This is a genomic window from Rathayibacter rubneri, assembly GCF_023743255.1.
Classification (GTDB): Bacteria; Actinomycetota; Actinomycetes; order Actinomycetales; family Microbacteriaceae; genus Rathayibacter; species Rathayibacter rubneri.
Window position 1 is genome coordinate 11727 of sequence record NZ_JAMRYM010000045.1, and the last position, 16430, is coordinate 28156.

Sequence of the window (16430 nt, forward strand, 5' to 3'; positions counted from 1 at the left end):
GGGGAGCGACGTGCCGTGGTGCAGGTGGAGCGCCGGGCGGACCCGGGTGGAACGGTGGAGCGCCGGGCGGACCCGGAGGGGTGCGGCTGACGGATCAGCGCGCGCGACTGCGCCGCAGAGCCAGGGCCTCGAGCCCCGCGGTGGCGCAGTAGAACAGGAGGCCGACGAGCACGGCGCCGAGCACGTAGGCGTAGGCGAGCGCGTAGTCGCTGCCCGAGGCCGCCGTGGTGATCGACTTGCCGAGTCCGCCGACCGGGCCGCCGAAGTACTCGGCGACCAGCGCCGAGATGACGGCGAGGGAGGAGGCGATCCGCAGTCCCGTGAAGAAGAACGGCACGGCGGCGGGGAGGGTGATCGTGAGCGTGCTCTGCCACGGCGTCGCGGCGTAGGCCCGCATCAGATCGCGGTGCACCGGAGTGGCCTGGCGCAGCCCCCGGAGCGTGTTCACGTAGACCGGCACGAAGACGGCGAGAGCCGCGACGAGCTGCCGCGCGGTCTCGGCGCTCGCTCCGAACATCGTGTACAGCACCGGCGCCAGCGCGACGATCGGCACCACCGCGGCCGCGGCGACGATGGGAGCGACGAGGCCGTCGAAGAGCCGCAGCAGCGCCGCGAGGCTCGCGACGACCACCGCGATCACCGCGCCGGCGACGAGTCCGATCAGCGCGTTCCCCCCGGTGACTCGGCTGCCGGAGGCGACCGACCCGAGGTTCTGCGCGAACTCCGCCCCGATGGCCACCGGCGACGGGAGCACGAACGGCTTCACGTCGAGCGCCGTCACGACCACCTGCCAGAGCACCAGCGCCGCCGCGCCGAGCAGCAGCGGCGCGAGGACGCTGCGCGCCAGCGCCGGGGCCGTCATCGGTTCTCCACCCCGCGCGGCACGGCCGCCGCCTCGCCGTGCAGCAGCTCGCGCACAGCACCGACGTCGCGGAAGAAGGCCTCGTCCTCGCGGACGCCCTCTCCGCGCTCGGCGGCCTCGGGCAGGCGGATGGCGAGCACGTCGCGGATCCGGCCCGGGCGCGGCGACATCACGACGACCCGGTCCGACAGGAACACCGCCTCCGGGATCGAGTGGGTCACGAACACGACGGCCGCCCCGGTCTCGGTGCGGATGCGCAGCAGCTCCGTCTGCATCCGCTCGCGGGTCATCTCGTCCAGCGCGCCGAAGGGCTCGTCCATCAGGAGCAGCCGAGGGCTCTCCGCGAGCGCGCGCGCGATCGCGACGCGCTGCTGCATCCCCCCCGAGAGCTGGTCGGGGTAGGAGTCGGCGAAGTCGCCGAGCCCCACGAGCGCGAGCAGCTCGTCGACGCGCGAGCGCCGAGCGGCCGCGCTCGCCCCGTGCAGCTCGAGCGGCAGCGCGATGTTGGCGCGGATGCTGCGCCAGGGCAGCAGTCCCGCCTGCTGGAAGGCGATGCCGTAGTCCTGGTCGAGGCGGGCGCGCCGGGCGGTCTTGCCGAAGACCGAGATCGCACCCGACGACGGCTCGTCGAGATCGGCGATGAGGCGCAGGAGCGTCGACTTGCCGCAGCCGGACGGCCCGATCAGCGAGACGAACTCGCCCGCCGCGATCTCCAGCGACACCTCCTGCAGGGCGGTGACGCTCGCGCCCTTCTTCGTGCTGAACGTCTTGGTGACGGCGTCGACGACGACGGCGGACTCGGCAGCGCTCATGCGGGCTGCTCCCCTCTGCGGTACGGACGGAGGGCGACCCCGATCAGCGCGACGGCGCCGGCGGCCGCGAGGCCGACCAGCACCGCGCCCAGGATCGGCGCCCAGGGCTTGGCCGGGTCTCCCCCGGCGGCGGAGGCGAACTCGATGATCATGCGGCCGACTCCGCCGCGCAGGCCGATCGAGACCTCGGCGACCACGGTGCCGATGACCGCGCTGACCGCCCCGAGGCGCAGCGCCGGCAGCAGGTAGGGCACGCTCGCGGGCAGGCGGAGGCGCAGCAGCGTCTTCCACCAGCCCACCCCGTAGACCCGCATCAGCTCGACCTGGTGCACGGCCGGGGATCCGAGCCCGCGCAGCGCCCCGATCGAGACGGGGAAGAAAGCGAGGTAGGAGGCGATCAGCGCCACCGACATCCAGTTCTCCCAGGTGAACGCGCCGAGCTCGAGCTGCGAGCCCCAGCGGCGCACCAGGGGCGCGATCGCGATGAGCGGCACCGTCTGGCTGAGCACGATCCACGGCAGCACCGCCGACTCCGCGGTGCGGAAGCGCTGCATCAGCAGGGCGAGCAGCATCCCGACGACCACCCCGACGACCCAGCCGACCGCGGCGATGCCGAGGGAGAAGGCGCTGGCCTGCAGCACGGCGAGCCACAGCGCGGGCGCCCCGCGGGCACCCGTCACCGGCTCGGCGAGGCGCGCCGCGATCTCCCACAGGTGCGGCATCGCGATCGCGCTCGTGCGCGGGAGCACGGTGACGCCACCGACGACCACTCCCGCCTCGGGTCCGAGCGCCTTGTACGCCTCCCAGACCGCAGCGAGCAGGAGCAGGCCGGCCGCGCCGAGCAGGATCCCGCGCGTCGCGGCCGGAGCCCTCATGCCTTGGCCGTGATGTGCGGGCCGAGAGCCGGGATCACGCGCTCGCCGTAGACGCGCAGCGTCTCCTCCTTGTTGTCGTGCTGGAGGTAGCCGGCGAACTGGGTGACGCCGATCGCGGCGAGCGCCTCGAGCTTCGCGATGTGCTCCTCGGCCGTGCCGAGGACGCAGAAGCGCTCCACGATCTCGTCCGGCACGAACGAGGTGTGGCTGTTGCCCGCCCTCCCGTGCTCGTTGTAGTCGTAGCCCTCGCGCCCCGCGATGTAGTCGGTCAGGGCCTGGGGCACCGCACCGCTCGTCCCGTAGCGCCCGACGATGTCGGCGACGTGGTTGCCGACCATGCCGCCGAACCAGCGGCACTGCTCGTACATGTGGGCTCGGTCCGTGCCGATGTACATGGGCGCAGCGATGCAGAACTGCAGCGACTCCGGGTCGCGGCCCACGTTCGCGGCCGCCTCCTTGACCGTGCTGATCATCCAGCGCGCGATGTCGACGTCGGCGAGCTGCAGGATGAATCCGTCGCCGACCTCGCCCGCCAGCTTGAGCGCGAGCGGTCCGTAGGCCGCCACCCACATCTCCAGCGACGAGCCGCGGCTCCACGGGAACTGCAGGGTCGAGCCGTTGTACTCGACCGAGCGGCTGTTGGCGAGCTCGCGGATGACGTGGATCGACTCCCGCAGCGCCTTGAGCGTCGTCGGGGCGCCTCCCGTCACCCGCACCGCGGAGTCGCCGCGGCCGATCCCGCACACCGTGCGATTGCCGTACATCTCGTTGAGCGTCGCGTGCAGGGAGGCGATGACCGTCCAGTCGCGGGTCGCGGGGTTGGTGACCATCGGGCCGACCGTGATGCGGTGGGTCTTCTCGAGGATCTGCGAGTAGATGACGTAGGGCTCCTGCCAGAGCAGGTGCGAGTCGAAGGTCCACGCGTAGTCGAAGCCGTAGGTCTCGGCCAGGACGGCGAGGGCGACGGTGCGCGAGGCGGGCGGGTTGGTCTGGAGGACGACTCCGAAGTCCATGGGGTTCCTTCTGAGATGCGGTCGTGCAGGTGCTGGCGGACGTGTCGTGCGACCCATTGAGGGTCGCCGTTACGCTTCGAGGTCTTCCGTGGGGCCGCGACGGTGGTCGCGGGGCTGGCCGCCTTTCTTGATCGGAGCTCGGAGCGATGCTCCGAGCTCAGATCAAGTACTGCGAGAGGCCCCGCTTGATGTACTTCCCGTCGCCCTTCGTGCCGATGTACTGCCCGTCCTCGACGACGACCTTCCCGCGCGAGATCACGGTGTCGACGTGGCCGTCGATCTCGAACCCCTCCCACGCCGAGTAGTCCATGCTCATGTGGTGGCTGCGCCCCTCGCCGATGCCGATCGAGGTGTGCCCATCCGGGTCGTAGACGACGACGTCGCCGTCGGCTCCGGGCTGGATCACGCCCTTCTTCCCGTACATCCCGAACATCCGCGCGGGAGTCGTGGAGGTGAGCTCCACCCAGCGCGGCAGCGAGATCTGCCCGGACACGACGCCCTGGTACATCAGATCCATGCGGTGCTCCACCGAGCCGATCCCGTTGGGGATCTTCGAGAAGTCGCCGACGCCCATGTCCTTCTGGCCCTTCATGCAGAAGGGGCAATGGTCGGTCGAGACCATCTGGATGTCGTTGGTCCGCAGCGACTGCCACATGTGGTGCTGGTGCCCCTCCGCCTTCGAGCGCAGCGGCGTCGAGCACACCCACTTCGCGCCCTCGAAGCCCGGCGCGCCCAGCTGCTCCTCGAGCGAGAGGTAGAGGTACTGCGGGCAGGTCTCGCCGAACACGTTCATGCCGCGGTCGCGGGCCTGCGCGATCTGCTCCACGGCCTGCTTCGCCGAGACGTGCACGACGTAGAGGGGCGCACCGGTGAGATCGGCGATCATGATCGCCCGGTGCGTCGCCTCCTCCTCCGCCTGCCACGGCCGCGACGTGCCGTGGAAGTAGGGCGAGGTGTTCCCGGCCGCCAGCGACTGCTTCACCAGCTCGTCGATGATGGCGCCGTTCTCGGCGTGCATCATCATCATCGCCCCGTTCGAGGCGCCCTTCTGGAACGCCCGCAGGATCTGCCCGTCGTCCGAGAGGAACACGCCCTTGTAGGCCATGAACAGCTTGAAGCTGGTCACGCCCTCGTCCATCAGCTCGTCCATCGCGACCAGCGACGAGTCCTGCACGTCCGAGAGGATCTGGTGGAAGCCGTAGTCGATGGCGCACTCCCCCGCGGCCTTCGCCTGCCAGGCCTGGTAGCGGTCCACGACGCTCTCGCCCGGGTACTGGACCACGAAGTCGACGATCGAGGTCGTGCCGCCCCACGCCGCGGCCCGCGTGCCCGTCTCGAACGTGTCCGAGGCGAACGTGCCGCCGAACGGCATCTCCATGTGCGTGTGGGCGTCGATCCCACCGGGGATCACGTACTTCCCCGCCGCATCGATCACACGGTCGACGTTCGCCGCGAGATCGAAGCCGAGCAGCGTGGATCCCGGCGCGAGGACCGCGGCGATGGTCTCGCCGTCGATCAGCACGTCCGCCGTGCCGGTGCCGGTCGCGTTCACGACCGTGCCGTTGGTGATGAGTGTCTTCATCGTCGCTCCTGGGTGGATCGGGCGGTCACGGCTTCGGGATGCTGGTGTACGACTCCGGCCGGCGGTCGCGGTAGAACTGCCAGTCGTCGCGCATCTCCTGCACCATGTCGAGATCGAGATCGCGGATCAGGATCTCCTCGCTCTGCCCGGAGCCGCGCTCGCCGACGAAGTTCCCCCGCGGATCGATGACCTGGCTCGTGCCGTAGAAGTCGACGGCGAGCTCGCCGTACTCGTTGTCCTCGCGGCCCACGCGGTTGGGCTGGAGCACGAAGTAGCCGTTCGCCACGGCGGCGGCCGGCCCCTCGACCTCCCACAGGCGGTTCGAGAGCCCGGGCTTGGTCGCGTTGGGGTTGAAGACGAGGTGCGCCCCGTTCAGACCCAGCTCGCGCCACCCCTCCGGGAAGTGCCGGTCGTAGCAGATGTGCACGCCCACCTTGCCGACGGCGGTGTCGAACACCGGGAAGCCGAGGTTGCCCGGGCGGAAGTAGAACTTCTCCCAGAAGCGGTCGAGGTGCGGGATGTGGTGCTTGCGGTACTTGCCGAGGATCGTGCCGTCGGCATCGACCACGACCGCGGTGTTGTAGTACACCCCGGTCTGCTCCTCCTCGTAGATCGGGAGGATCATCACGACGCCGAGCTCCTTCGCCAGCGCCGCGAAGCGCTGCACGATCGGCCCGTCCGCGGGCTCGGCGTAGCGGTAGTACTTCTTGTCCTGCGTGATGCCGAAGTAGGGGCCGTAGAACAGCTCCTGGAAGCAGACGATCTGCGCTCCGTCGGCCGCGGCGTCGCGGGCCATCTGCTCGTGCTTGTCGAGCATCGACTCCTTGTCGCCGGTCCAGGTGGTCTGGGTGATCGCTGCGCGGACGATGGTCATCGGTACCTCCATGACGTGGGGTCATCCGCCGGCGGGTCTCCATCGGCGGAACTCCTCGGGCGCCTCGGCGCCGTGCGGATGCGGAGCCGAGAGACCGTGGTCCCCACTGTGGTGGGCCGTCCGCCCGAAGGCAACGCTCCCGGCCGAGCTCCGTGGACAGGGGCCATCGTCGTCCTTCGACGTTTCCCGCGTGTTTCGAACGGGGATCCGCAGCATTAAGGCTCACGCGCCACCGTTTCCGTCGGTGCGCGCCACCCGCGGTACCGTGAACGGATGCGCATCACGATCCTGGCCGGCGGCGTCGGCGGAGCCCGCTTCACCTCCGCGGTGCGGGAGCACCTCCGCGATCTGGAGGCCGCGGGCGGAGGTCCCTCCGAGATCACGGTCGTCGCCAACACCGGCGACGACATGTGGCTGACCGGCCTCAAGGTCTGCCCCGATCTCGACTCCCTCACCTACGCCCTGGGCGGGGTGAACGACACCGAGCGCGGCTGGGGCCGCGCGGGCGAGTCGGAGCGGGTCTCGGCCGAGCTCACCGCGTTCGGTGTCGGCTGGCCCTGGTTCACCCTCGGCGACCTCGACCTCGGCACCCACATCGCCCGCACCTCGATGCTCCGCGACGGTCTCACCCTCTCGGAGGCGACCGAGCGGATCACTGCGCGCTGGCCTCTCGGCGTCCGCCTGCTCCCCATGTCCGACGACGACGTCGAGACGCACGTCGAGGTCGAGCTCCCCGGCGAGGGGGTGCGCCTGCTGCACTTCGAGGAGTGGTGGGTGCGGCTGCGCGCCTCGGTCCCGGCGCGCCGCTTCGTGCAGCAGGGGGTCGCGACCGCGCGTCCCGCGCCCGGCGTCCTCGAGGCGATCGCGGACACGGATGCGGTCCTCGTCGCTCCGTCGAACCCCGTCGTGTCGATCGGCACGATCCTCGGTGTGCCCGGCATCGCCGACGCGGTGCGCGCGACCTCGGCGCCCGTCGTCGGAGTCTCCCCCGTGATCGGCGGGGCGGTCGTGCGCGGCATGGCCGACGCCTGCCTCGCCGCGATCGGCGTGGAGACCTCGGCCGGGGCCGTCGGCCGGCACTACGGCGCCCGCTCCTCGGGCGGGCTGCTCGACGCCTGGCTCGTCGGCGAGGAGGACGCGGACGCCGTCGCCGGACTCGAGTCCACCGGGCTCCGCGCCCACTCGGTGCCCCTCTGGCTGCGCGACCGGGCCTCCTCGGCGCGCCTCGCCGCCGACGCGATCGCCGCCTCGCGCGGCTGACCCGACCGGATCGTCCGCCGCCGCTCCCGCGCTCCGACCGCGGTGGAACGCACCGCGGGACCCGATCCCTTGTACGGTCGTCCCGGATCGACTTCCCGGCGCTCGCACCGGATCCGGAGTCGCACGACCCCGTCCTGGACCGCCTCCCGCGTGATCCTCCGACCGGACCGCAGGGCGCGGACGCCCGCAGGAGGACGCATGGAGCACAGCACCGGGCCGACGGATCCCCGGGTCCGCGCGTCGGCCGTCGGGCCGGATCGAGCGGCGGAGGCTCCCGGTGCCTGAGCGCTCGGTGATCGTCCGCACGGCGGAGGACGGCCTCGAGGACGTCCACACCGCTCTCGAGGAGCTGTGGGTCGAGGCCCCCGAGCTCGGCTCGTGGGACCGCATGGCGTTCACGACCGCCGTCGTCGAGCTGGCGACCAACGTCCTCCAGCACGGCCGGTCCGACCGGGACGTCGTCTGCCGGATCGACCTCGGCCTGGACGAGCACGAGATGCGCGCGGTCCTCGAGGACACCGGTGACGCGGTCGGAGTCGACGTCGCCGACCCGCGGGCCATGCCCGACGAGTGGGCGGAGGCGGGCCGCGGCATCCCGTTCATCCAGGCGCTCGTCACCCGCTTCGACCACCGGCGGGTCGACGGCCGCAACGTCTGGACGATCGTCCGCGAGCGCAAGCGCTCCTGACCCCGCTCCCTCGAGCGGGACACCGGGGCGAGGAGTCCGCACCCAGGCCGATGTGCCAGCGTGGACCCCGCTGCGCGTCCGCCGACGCCGCAGACCCCCGTCGGAAGGAACACGTCATGCCCGGTGCCCTCGTCCTCGCCGGAGGCGGCCTCGCCGGGATCGCCTGGGAGCTCGGAATCGTCCGCGGCATCGCAGACGCCTCTCCCGAGGCGGCCCGCCTCCTGCTCGATCCCTCGACCGTCTTCATCGGAACGTCCGCCGGCTCGGCGGTCGCCGCCCAGCTCAGCACCTCCGTCGGACTCGACGAGTCGTACGCCTCGCAGCTGCGCGAGGAGTCCGCCGAGATCGGTGCCGTCATCGACGCCGAAGGGCTGCAGGCGATGTTCGCCGCAGCGGTCGAGGGCGCGGCGTCGGCCGAGGACGCGCGACGCCGCATCGGCGCGCTCGCCCTGTCGACCGCCACGCTGCCCGAGGAGTCGCGCCGCGCCGTCATCGCCGCTCGCGTCGCCGACGCCGACTGGCCCGAGCGCCGCCTGCTGATCACCGCGGTCGACACCGCGACGGGCGCGCTCGCCGTCTTCGACCGCTCGAGCGGAGTCGGGCTCGTCGACGCGATCGCCGCCAGCTGCGCGGTGCCCGGCGTCTGGCCCCCGGTCACCATCGACGGCGTCCGCTACATGGACGGGGGCGTGCGCTCCGGCAGCAACGCCGATCTCGCGGCCGGAGCCGACTGGGTCCTCATCGTCACTCCGCTGCCCGGAATCGGCTCCCCGGGAGCCGGCACGCTGCCGACGAACGAGCTGGACGCCCTGTCCGGCTCCCGCGTCGAGGTCGTCTACGCCGACGAGGCGTCGATCCGCGCGTTCGGACCGAACTCGCTCGATCCGTCGGTGCGCGCCGCGTCGGCCGAGGCCGGTCGCTCCCAGGGGGCCCGGATCGCGGGAGTGGTCGCGGCGCTGGTCGGCGCGTGAGCCGGGGCGCCCTCGGGCGCCTCAGTGCACCACCCGGTAGCGGAGGAACACCGTGCCGTCGGCGAAGCGCCGCTCCTCGATGAGATCCAGTGCGCCCCGGAGCCCTCGCGGCAGGAACCGCGTGCCCGCGCCGACGACGATCGGGACGACGTACCAGCGGATCTCGTCGACGACCCCCGCCAGGAGCGCCTGGGCGGCGAGCTCGGCTCCCCCGATCGACACGTCGTGGTCGAGCGCCGCGACGTCCACTCTCGCCCGCGCGGGATCGAAGCGGCGCTCGAGCCGCGTGCGCTCGGTGCGCACCTCGTCGAGGGTCCGGGAGTAGACGACCTTGTCGGCCGCGCGCCACATCCGCTGGTAGTCCTGGATGAAGGCGAAGTCCTCCGCGAGCGCGAAACCCGCCTCCCACGGCAGCATGGTCTCGTACATCCGGCGCCCGTACAGGTACGTCCGCACCCGCTGCTCGGTCTCGGTGATGAAGCGGTGCACCTCGGGTCGCGGCTCGGCCCACGCGAAGCCGCCGGCCTCGTCGGTGGTGAACCCGTCGATCGAGGCGATCCCGCTGTAGACGAGCGCGCCCACGTCGGCCTCCCCTGCGGGCGGCTTCGGGTTCCGCCCACGAGCGCGAGGGTAGATGCGAGAGCGCTCCCACACAAGGATCAGCGGCACATCCGGCGGCCATCGACGGAGGGCTGCGGCATTCCACCCCCGCCGTCCCCCGCGCGACCGCGTAGGGTGGCCGAGGCCGTGCCCGCGGCCGCGAAGGGTTCCGGATGAAGATCAGCCAGCTGCGTCACTTCGTGGCGGTCGCCGAGGAGCTGCATTTCGTGCGCGCCGCAGAGAAGCTCGGCATCTCGCGGCAGAAGCTCGACTCCTCCGTCGCCGCCGTCGAACTCGAGCTCGGACGCCCGCTGTTCGAGCCGGGCGCCGCGCGCACGGTGCTCACCGCGGCGGGCCGCCAGCGGCTGGCGCAGGCCCGCGAGGAGCTCGCCGCACTCGGCGACGAGCCCGGCATCAGCGCCCCCGCCGGAGGCAAGGCCAAGGCCTCCAAGGGCACCGGCCGCGCCCCGGTCGTGAAGGGCCAGCCCAAGCCCTACAAGCGCCGCCAGTCGCGCTGATCCGCGACCGCCGCGCTTCGACCAGCGCGAGGAGTGGGCCCTACCGGGCTCGAACCGATGACATCCACGGTGTAAACGTGGCGCTCTACCAACTGAGCTAAAGGCCCTCGTGGCGGGCGGGCCGCACGAGCGTCCTCATCGTACGGCACCGTCGCTCCTGAGCCGGGGCGCCGACGCGCGGGTCGCCCGCCGCTACTCTCGCCCCATGACCGACGACGCCCCCGGAGACCGCGCCCGGCGGCGCGCGGAGAACCGCTGGCCCGCCTCCACCGCGATCCTCCTGGCCGTCGTCCTCAACGTCGTCGGGCACGACGACCGGACCTCCGCGGTGCGACTGGCCGCCGCGGCCCTCACACTGGCGCTCCTCGTCCCGCTGTTCGTCGTCAATCCGCACCGGCTCGACAGCGAGACGAGGTGGTCGCGCACGGTGTCGATCTCGCTGTCCGTCGTGCTCGCGGTGGCGAACCAGGTGAACGTCGTCGCCCTGGTCACTGCGCTCGTCGACGGATCGACGGACGGTCCGCTGCTCCTGCTCACCGCTCTGCAGGTGTGGGTCACGAACGTCGTCGCCTACGCGCTGGTCTTCTGGGAGCTCGATCGGGGCGGCCCCGTCGCGCGCGGCACGCTCCCCCGCGCCGGCCTCCCGGCCGCCGACTTCGCGTTCCCGCAGGACGGGTACCGCGACACCGTCGCGGAGGTCTCGGCGTCCTCCTCCGAGCGCGCCGACTGGCGCCCGGGCTTCGTCGACTACCTCTACGTCTCGACGACGAACACCATGGCGTTCAGCCCGACCGACACGATGCCGCTCTCGAGCCGCGCGAAGCTGCTGATGGCCGTCGAGGGCGTCACCGGCTTCGTCCTGCTCGCGCTGGTCATCGCCCGCGCGGTGAACATCCTGACCTGATCCGGCACCCGATCACTCCGACCGCGATGCCACTCCGGTACTCGGCACTCCGCGACACCCCTGCCGGAGAGGCGCCTCGCGGAGCGGACCGGGAGCGGAAGGCGTCAGGCGTGGGCCGGCTGCAGGGCCTCGATGGCGGCGCGGTACGCCTCGATCGAGCGCGGCTCGCCCGGCGCGGTGATGAACGTGTCGCGGATGACGCCCTCGCGGTCGATGAGGAACGTCGCGCGGGTCGCGTAGCCCTTGCTCTCGACGAACACGCCGTACTGCTTGGCGACATCGCCGTGCGGCCAGAAGTCGGACAGCAGAGTGAAGTCGTAGCCCTGCTTCTCGCCCCAGGCGCGCAGCGTGTGCTTCGAGTCGACCGAGATCCCGATCACCTCGACGTCGGCGTGCTCGAACAGGGAGAGGTTCTCGCGCAGGGCGCAGAACTCGCCCGTGCAGGTGCCCGAGAAGGCGAGGGGGAAGAAGACCAGAGCGACGTTGCGCCGTCCGTGGAAGTCGCCGAGCTGGATCCGCTCGCCGTACTGGTTGGCGAGTTCGAAGTCGGGAGCGAGCGTCAGCTTCTCGAGAGCCATCGGTCCGATGTCCTTCCGTGCGCACGAGAGTCGCGCGAGCACGAGGGGCAATGCTAGACCCGCTGGGAGCCCCCACCAAGGGGGATCGGCGAAGCGGGCAGTCCGGAAGCGGTCCGCGATGGCCGCGGAGCGCCCTCCGGATGGTGGAACCCCACAGACCGCTGAGCGCTTCCGTCGTGGATCGCCACAGTAGGCCGGAATCGCTAGGCTGGCACAGGTGCCCGCGCGCGGCTCGTCAATCCGCAGCCCGCGCGCGGATCCCGCACCGCTTCATGAGAATGATGTCTCGGGCACGATCTGCCCCCAGAGAGAGGTCGAGGGTGACTGTTAACGATCAGGACCCGTATTCCGTCGGTCACGTGGACTCGGACCCCGAGGAAACGTCGGAGTGGAACGAGTCGCTCGACGCGCTCGTTGCGGAGCGGGGTGCGGGTCGCGGACGCGACGTCATGCTCAGCCTGCTCAAGCACTCCAAGGAGCTGCACCTCGGCGTTCCGATGGTGCCGACCACGGACTACATCAACACCATCGCGCCCGAGAACGAGCCCGAGTTCCCCGGTGACGAGGACGTCGAGCGCCGCTACCGCGCCTGGATCCGCTGGAACGCGGCGATCCTCGTGCACCGCGCGCAGCGGCCCGGCATCGGCGTCGGCGGCCACATCTCGACCTACGCGTCGAGCGCCTCGCTGTACGAGGTCGGCTTCAACCACTTCTTCCGCGGCCAGGACCACCCGGGCGGAGGGGACCAGGTCTTCATCCAGGGCCACGCCTCTCCCGGCCCCTACGCCCGCGCCTACCTCGAGGGCCGCCTGACCGAGCACCAGCTCGACGGCTTCCGCCAGGAGCGCTCGCACAGCGGCGGAGGGCTCTCGAGCTACCCGCACCCGCGCCTCATGCCCGAGTTCTGGCAGTTCCCGACCGTGTCCATGGGGCTCGGACCCATCAACGCGATCTACCAGGCGCAGGCGAACAAGTACCTCACCAACCGCGGCATCAAGGACGCGTCCGACCAGCAGGTCTGGGCGTTCCTCGGCGACGGCGAGATGGACGAGGTCGAGTCGCGCGGTCAGCTCCAGGTCGCGGCGAACGACGGCCTCGACAACCTCAACTTCATCGTCAACTGCAACCTCCAGCGCCTCGACGGACCCGTCCGCGGCAACGGCAAGATCGTGCAGGAGCTCGAGTCGTACTTCCGCGGCGCCGGCTGGAACGTCATCAAGCTCATCTGGGGCCGCGAGTGGGACGACCTGCTCGCCCGCGACACCGAGGGCGCGCTCCTGGACCTGATGAACAAGACGCCCGACGGCGACTTCCAGACCTACAAGACGGAGGACGGCGCGTACGTCCGCGAGAACTTCTTCGGTCGCGACGAGCGCGCGAAGAAGCTCGTCGAGGACTACTCCGACGAGCAGATCTGGGGCCTCCGCCGAGGCGGCCACGACTACCGCAAGATCTACGCGGCCATGAAGGCCGCGACGGAGCACAAGGGCCAGCCCACCGTCATCCTCGCCCACACCATCAAGGGCTACGGTCTCGGCCGCAGCTTCGAGGGCCGCAACGCGACCCACCAGATGAAGAAGATGACGCTGGACAACCTGAAGGGCTTCCGCGACACCATGCGGATCCCGATCACGGACGCCCAGCTCGAGGAGAACCCCTACCTCCCGCCGTACTACCACCCCGGTCAGAACGACGAGGCGATCGAGTACCTGCAGGAGCGCCGTCGCGCGCTCGGCGGCTACCTCCCCGAGCGCCGCTCGAAGTACACGCAGCTCAACCTGCCGGACGACTCCGCGTACAAGATCGGCAAGAAGGGCTCCGGGACGCAGGAGATCGCCACGACCATGGCGTTCGTCCGCATCCTGAAGGACATCCTCCGCTCGAAGGACTTCGGCAACCGCGTCGTCCCGATCATCCCCGACGAGGCGCGCACCTTCGGCATGGACGCGTTCTTCCCGAACGCGAAGATCTACAACCCGCGCGGACAGCACTACACGTCGGTCGACCGCGAGCTGCTGCTGGCGTACAAGGAGAGCCCCCAGGGCCAGATCCTGCACGTCGGCATCAACGAGGCGGGCGCCCTGGCGGCGTTCACCGCGGTGGGCACCTCGTACTCGACGCAGGGCGAGCCGCTCATCCCGGTCTACGTCTTCTACTCGATGTTCGGGTTCCAGCGCACGGGCGACGCGATCTGGGCGGCGGGCGACATGATGGCCCGCGGCTTCATGATCGGAGCGACCGCCGGACGCACCACGCTGACCGGCGAGGGCCTGCAGCACGCGGACGGCCACTCCCCGATCCTCGCCGCCACCAACCCGGCCGTCGTGAGCTACGACCCGGCGTACGGCTACGAGATCGCGCACATCGTGCAGTCCGGACTCGAGCGCATGTACGGCGGGAAGCACTCCGACCCGAACGTCATGTACTACCTCACCGTGTACAACGAGCCGATCGTGCAGCCCGCCGAGCCCGAGGACGTGGACGTGGACGGCATCGTCCGCGGCATTCACCGCGTCTCCTGGGGCCAGTGGGACGGCCCCAAGGCGCAGCTGCTCGCCAGCGGCGTCGCGGTGCCGTGGGCGATCGAGGCGCAGAAGCTCCTCGCCGAGGACTGGGGCGTCTCGGCCGACGTCTGGTCGGTGACCTCCTGGAACGAGCTGCGGCGCGACGGCATCAAGGCCGAGCACCACAACTTCCTCCACCCCGAGGACGCCCAGCAGGTGCCGTACGTCACGCAGAAGCTCGCCGACGCGAAGGGCCCCTTCGTCGCGGTCACGGACTTCTCGCACCAGGTGCCCGACCAGTTGCGCCAGTTCATCCCGGGCGACTTCGCGACGCTCGGAGCGGACGACTTCGGCTTCTCGGACACGCGCGCCGCCGCTCGTCGCCACTTCAAGATCGACGGACCGTCGGTCGTGGTGCGCACGCTGCAGCTGCTCGCCAAGCAGGGCGAGGTCGACCCGTCGCTCTCGGTCCAGGCGATCGAGAAGTACCGTCTGCACGACGTCAACGCCGGCACCACCGGCAACGCGGGCGGCGAGAGCTGACGGTCGAGTCGGTGCCCTCCCCCCACGGGTCGTCGTCGACCGCGCGAGGGTCTGCTGCGGCAGCCCCGGCCTCCCGGCCGGGTGCTGCCCGCACCAAGGAGCAGACCCTCGCGTGGCTGCGCACCATCGCCGGTGAGCTCGCGACGCAGACCATCAAGCGCCTCGACGACACGCTGCCCTGGTACGGAGCCATGCCTCCGGGGCGGCGCTCGGCGGTGGGCCTGGTCGCCCAGGCCGGCATCACCTCGTTCATCTCGTGGTTCGACGACCCGGCGGCCACTCCGTGGATCGCCGCCGACGTCTTCGGGGCGGCGCCGCGGGAGCTCCTCCGCTCCGTCTCGCTGACCCAGACCCTCCAGCTGATCAAGGTCACGGTCGAGGTCGTCGAGGACCGGGTCAAGAACGGCAGCGAGGACCTCCGCGAAGCGATCCTGCTCTACTCGCGCGAGGTCGCCTTCGCCGCCGCCGACGTCTACGCCCGCGCCGCCGAGGCGCGCGGCCTGTGGGACGCCCGACTCGAGGCTCTCGTCGTCGACTCGATCCTCACGGGCGAGGCGGATGACGAGCTGCCCAGCCGCATCGCCGCGCTCGGCTGGCACGGGCACGGCGAGGTGGCCGTGCTGGTCGGCACGGCTCCCAAGATGCTCGACGTCGACCAGCTGCGCCGCACGGCGAGGCACATGGACGCCGACGTCCTCATCGGCGTGCAGGGCAGCCGGCTCGTCCTCGTCATCGGCCGCGCCGAGCCGAGCGAGAACGCGACGGAGGAGACCGGCCCGCCGGTCGCGTTCCTCGAGATCGCGGAGGCGCTCGAGCCCGGCTTCGGGACGGGCCACCTGGTCCTCGGGCACGAGGTGCCGACCCTGGTCGAGGCGTCACGCAGCGCCCGGGCCGCCCTCGCGGGCTTCGCCGTCGCCCGGTCCTGGCGCAACGCCCCGCGCCCGGTCAGCGCCGACGACCTGCTCCCGGAACGGGCCCTGGCCGGGGATCCCCTCGCCCGGCAGAGCCTGATCACCCAGATCTACAAGCCGCTGCAGAAGCACTCGACCGAGCTGCTCACGACCCTGTGGGCCTACCTCGACAACGGGCGCTCCCTGGAGGCCACGGCGCGCGAGCTCTTCGTCCACCCCAACACGGTGCGGTACCGGCTGAAGCGCGTGGCCGAGGTCATCGGCTGGGACGCGACCGGCGCGCGGGAGGCCCTGATCCTCCAGTCCGCGCTGATCCTGGGCTCGATGAGCGATCCCGACGGCGCCGTCCGCCGCCGCCCGACGCGCGGCTGAACGCCGACCGTTGTAGAACCGCCACAAGCCTTTTGTGGTTTCTCCGTACGTACCAGCGCCGCTCCCGGCGGCGCGGATCGGAAGACTGAACACGTGATCGTCGTCGTCGCCCCGGGTCAGGGCTCCCAGACCCCCGGATTCCTCGCCCCCTGGCTGGCCGTCCCCTCCGTCGCGGAGCAGGTGGCCGCCCACTCCGAGGCCGTCGGCATCGACCTCGCCGCCCACGGCACCGAGTCCGACGCGGACACCATCCGCGACACCGCCGTCGCCCAGCCCCTGATCGTCTCGGCCGGGCTGGTCAGCCTCGCCGCACTGCTCGAGGGCGGTGGCCGGGACCGCATCGCCGGGATCGCGGGCCACTCCGTCGGCGAGATCACGGCTGCGGCCGGAGCAGGCGTCCTCTCCGAGTCCGACGCCCTCGTCTTCGTCCGCGAGCGGGCCCGCGCGATGGCCTCGGCCGCCGCCGTTGTAGTTGGCGGGCTCGAGACCGAGCTCGTCCAGGCGCGCCAGGAGCGCCTGCTCGTCGCCGCCGAGGACGGCGCTCATGGCGGGGGGCCGCGCGG

Annotated in this window: 16 protein-coding genes and 1 tRNA gene; 8 read left to right on the forward strand and 9 right to left on the reverse strand. The window is 71.4% G+C overall.

The genetic code is table 11. The features are described 5' to 3' along the window. Positions 1 to 94: 94 nt before the first annotated feature. From NB037_RS11275 to NB037_RS11300, 6 genes are all read right to left on the reverse strand, one after another. The gene (locus NB037_RS11275) at positions 95 to 862 is read right to left on the reverse strand and encodes an ABC transporter permease (protein WP_251945786.1); all 768 of its coding nucleotides are present in this window, start codon (positions 860 to 862) and stop codon (positions 95 to 97) included. Beyond that, complete coding sequence (locus NB037_RS11280; RefSeq protein ID WP_251945788.1) at positions 859 to 1674, reverse strand: ABC transporter ATP-binding protein; 816 nt, start codon at positions 1672 to 1674, stop codon at positions 859 to 861. The genes NB037_RS11275 and NB037_RS11280 overlap by 4 nt, the downstream gene beginning before the upstream one ends. Then, positions 1671 to 2549 (reverse strand): ABC transporter permease, encoded by an 879-nt coding sequence (locus NB037_RS11285; RefSeq protein ID WP_251945789.1) that lies wholly within the window; start codon positions 2547 to 2549, stop codon positions 1671 to 1673. The genes NB037_RS11280 and NB037_RS11285 overlap by 4 nt, the downstream gene beginning before the upstream one ends. Continuing rightward, positions 2546 to 3562 carry a TIGR03842 family LLM class F420-dependent oxidoreductase gene (locus NB037_RS11290; RefSeq protein ID WP_251945791.1) on the reverse strand — a complete coding sequence of 339 codons (1017 nt, stop codon included), beginning with the start codon at positions 3560 to 3562 and terminating at the stop codon, positions 2546 to 2548. Before NB037_RS11290 ends, NB037_RS11285 begins: the two co-directional genes overlap by 4 nt. Before the next feature lie 157 nt (positions 3563 to 3719). Beyond that, positions 3720 to 5144, reverse strand: a complete 1425-nt coding sequence (hydA, locus tag NB037_RS11295) for a dihydropyrimidinase (protein ID WP_251945794.1) — start codon at positions 5142 to 5144, stop codon at positions 3720 to 3722. A gap of 25 nt (positions 5145 to 5169) precedes the next feature. Continuing rightward, positions 5170 to 6018, reverse strand: a complete 849-nt coding sequence (locus tag NB037_RS11300; RefSeq protein ID WP_251945797.1) for a nitrilase-related carbon-nitrogen hydrolase — start codon at positions 6016 to 6018, stop codon at positions 5170 to 5172. Positions 6019 to 6291: 273 nt separating this feature from the next. On the opposite strand from NB037_RS11300, the gene cofD reads away from it, so the two are divergent. The 3 genes from cofD (at position 6292) to NB037_RS11315 (ending at position 8937) form a co-directional block, all read left to right on the forward strand. Next, entirely contained in the window at positions 6292 to 7278 is a 987-nt protein-coding gene (gene cofD, locus NB037_RS11305) for a 2-phospho-L-lactate transferase (protein ID WP_251945799.1), read from the forward strand. A gap of 277 nt (positions 7279 to 7555) precedes the next feature. Next, positions 7556 to 7966, forward strand: coding sequence for an ATP-binding protein (locus NB037_RS11310; protein ID WP_251945800.1), 411 nt, complete (start codon positions 7556 to 7558; stop codon positions 7964 to 7966). Positions 7967 to 8082: 116 nt separating this feature from the next. Continuing rightward, positions 8083 to 8937 (forward strand): patatin-like phospholipase family protein, encoded by an 855-nt coding sequence (locus tag NB037_RS11315; protein WP_251945802.1) that lies wholly within the window; start codon positions 8083 to 8085, stop codon positions 8935 to 8937. 21 nt (positions 8938 to 8958) lie between these two features. On the opposite strand, the gene NB037_RS11320 is transcribed toward NB037_RS11315, so the two are convergent. Further along, positions 8959 to 9519 carry a dihydrofolate reductase family protein gene (locus tag NB037_RS11320; RefSeq protein ID WP_251945805.1) on the reverse strand — a complete coding sequence of 187 codons (561 nt, stop codon included), beginning with the start codon at positions 9517 to 9519 and terminating at the stop codon, positions 8959 to 8961. Between the two features lie 191 nt (positions 9520 to 9710). Here NB037_RS11320 and NB037_RS11325 point away from each other — a divergent pair, with 191 nt between their 5' ends. After that, positions 9711 to 10055, forward strand: a complete 345-nt coding sequence (locus NB037_RS11325; RefSeq protein ID WP_251945807.1) for a LysR family transcriptional regulator — start codon at positions 9711 to 9713, stop codon at positions 10053 to 10055. Between the two features lie 34 nt (positions 10056 to 10089). Here NB037_RS11325 and NB037_RS11330 read toward each other — a convergent pair. Then, positions 10090 to 10162 (reverse strand) — tRNA-Val (locus NB037_RS11330). Positions 10163 to 10260: 98 nt separating this feature from the next. Here NB037_RS11330 and NB037_RS11335 point away from each other — a divergent pair. Further along, entirely contained in the window at positions 10261 to 10959 is a 699-nt protein-coding gene (locus NB037_RS11335; RefSeq protein ID WP_251945809.1) for a hypothetical protein, read from the forward strand. Between the two features lie 104 nt (positions 10960 to 11063). On the opposite strand, the gene NB037_RS11340 is transcribed toward NB037_RS11335, so the two are convergent. After that, a complete protein-coding gene (locus tag NB037_RS11340) occupies positions 11064 to 11537 on the reverse strand; it encodes a peroxiredoxin (protein WP_207402406.1) in 474 nt (157 codons plus the stop codon). A gap of 320 nt (positions 11538 to 11857) precedes the next feature. Here NB037_RS11340 and aceE point away from each other — a divergent pair, with 320 nt between their 5' ends. From aceE to NB037_RS11355, 3 genes are all read left to right on the forward strand, one after another. Further along, on the forward strand, positions 11858 to 14584 hold the full coding sequence (gene aceE / locus NB037_RS11345; protein WP_207402407.1) for a pyruvate dehydrogenase (acetyl-transferring), homodimeric type: 2727 nt from the start codon (positions 11858 to 11860) through the stop codon (positions 14582 to 14584). Between the two features lie 116 nt (positions 14585 to 14700). Then, positions 14701 to 15867: a PucR family transcriptional regulator gene (locus NB037_RS11350; protein WP_251945815.1), complete on the forward strand. Its 1167-nt coding sequence runs from the start codon at positions 14701 to 14703 to the stop codon at positions 15865 to 15867. A 93-nt stretch (positions 15868 to 15960) separates the two neighbouring features. Further along, positions 15961 to 16430, forward strand: a 470-nt coding sequence (locus tag NB037_RS11355; RefSeq protein ID WP_251945811.1) for an ACP S-malonyltransferase, incomplete at its 3' end; no start/stop codon positions are given.

Coding starts and splice junctions, on each gene's coding strand:
- hydA (WP_251945794.1), bottom strand. CDS start 5,144: ATGAAGACACTCATCACCAACGGCACGGTCGTGAACGCGACCGGCACC.
- NB037_RS11340 (WP_207402406.1), bottom strand. CDS start 11,537: ATGGCTCTCGAGAAGCTGACGCTCGCTCCCGACTTCGAACTCGCCAAC.
- NB037_RS11335 (WP_251945809.1), top strand. CDS start 10,261: ATGACCGACGACGCCCCCGGAGACCGCGCCCGGCGGCGCGCGGAGAAC.
- NB037_RS11290 (WP_251945791.1), bottom strand. CDS start 3,562: ATGGACTTCGGAGTCGTCCTCCAGACCAACCCGCCCGCCTCGCGCACC.
- NB037_RS11300 (WP_251945797.1), bottom strand. CDS start 6,018: ATGACCATCGTCCGCGCAGCGATCACCCAGACCACCTGGACCGGCGAC.
- cofD (WP_251945799.1), top strand. CDS start 6,292: ATGCGCATCACGATCCTGGCCGGCGGCGTCGGCGGAGCCCGCTTCACC.
- NB037_RS11285 (WP_251945789.1), bottom strand. CDS start 2,549: ATGAGGGCTCCGGCCGCGACGCGCGGGATCCTGCTCGGCGCGGCCGGC.
- NB037_RS11325 (WP_251945807.1), top strand. CDS start 9,711: ATGAAGATCAGCCAGCTGCGTCACTTCGTGGCGGTCGCCGAGGAGCTG.
- NB037_RS11315 (WP_251945802.1), top strand. CDS start 8,083: ATGCCCGGTGCCCTCGTCCTCGCCGGAGGCGGCCTCGCCGGGATCGCC.
- NB037_RS11275 (WP_251945786.1), bottom strand. CDS start 862: ATGACGGCCCCGGCGCTGGCGCGCAGCGTCCTCGCGCCGCTGCTGCTC.
- NB037_RS11280 (WP_251945788.1), bottom strand. CDS start 1,674: ATGAGCGCTGCCGAGTCCGCCGTCGTCGTCGACGCCGTCACCAAGACG.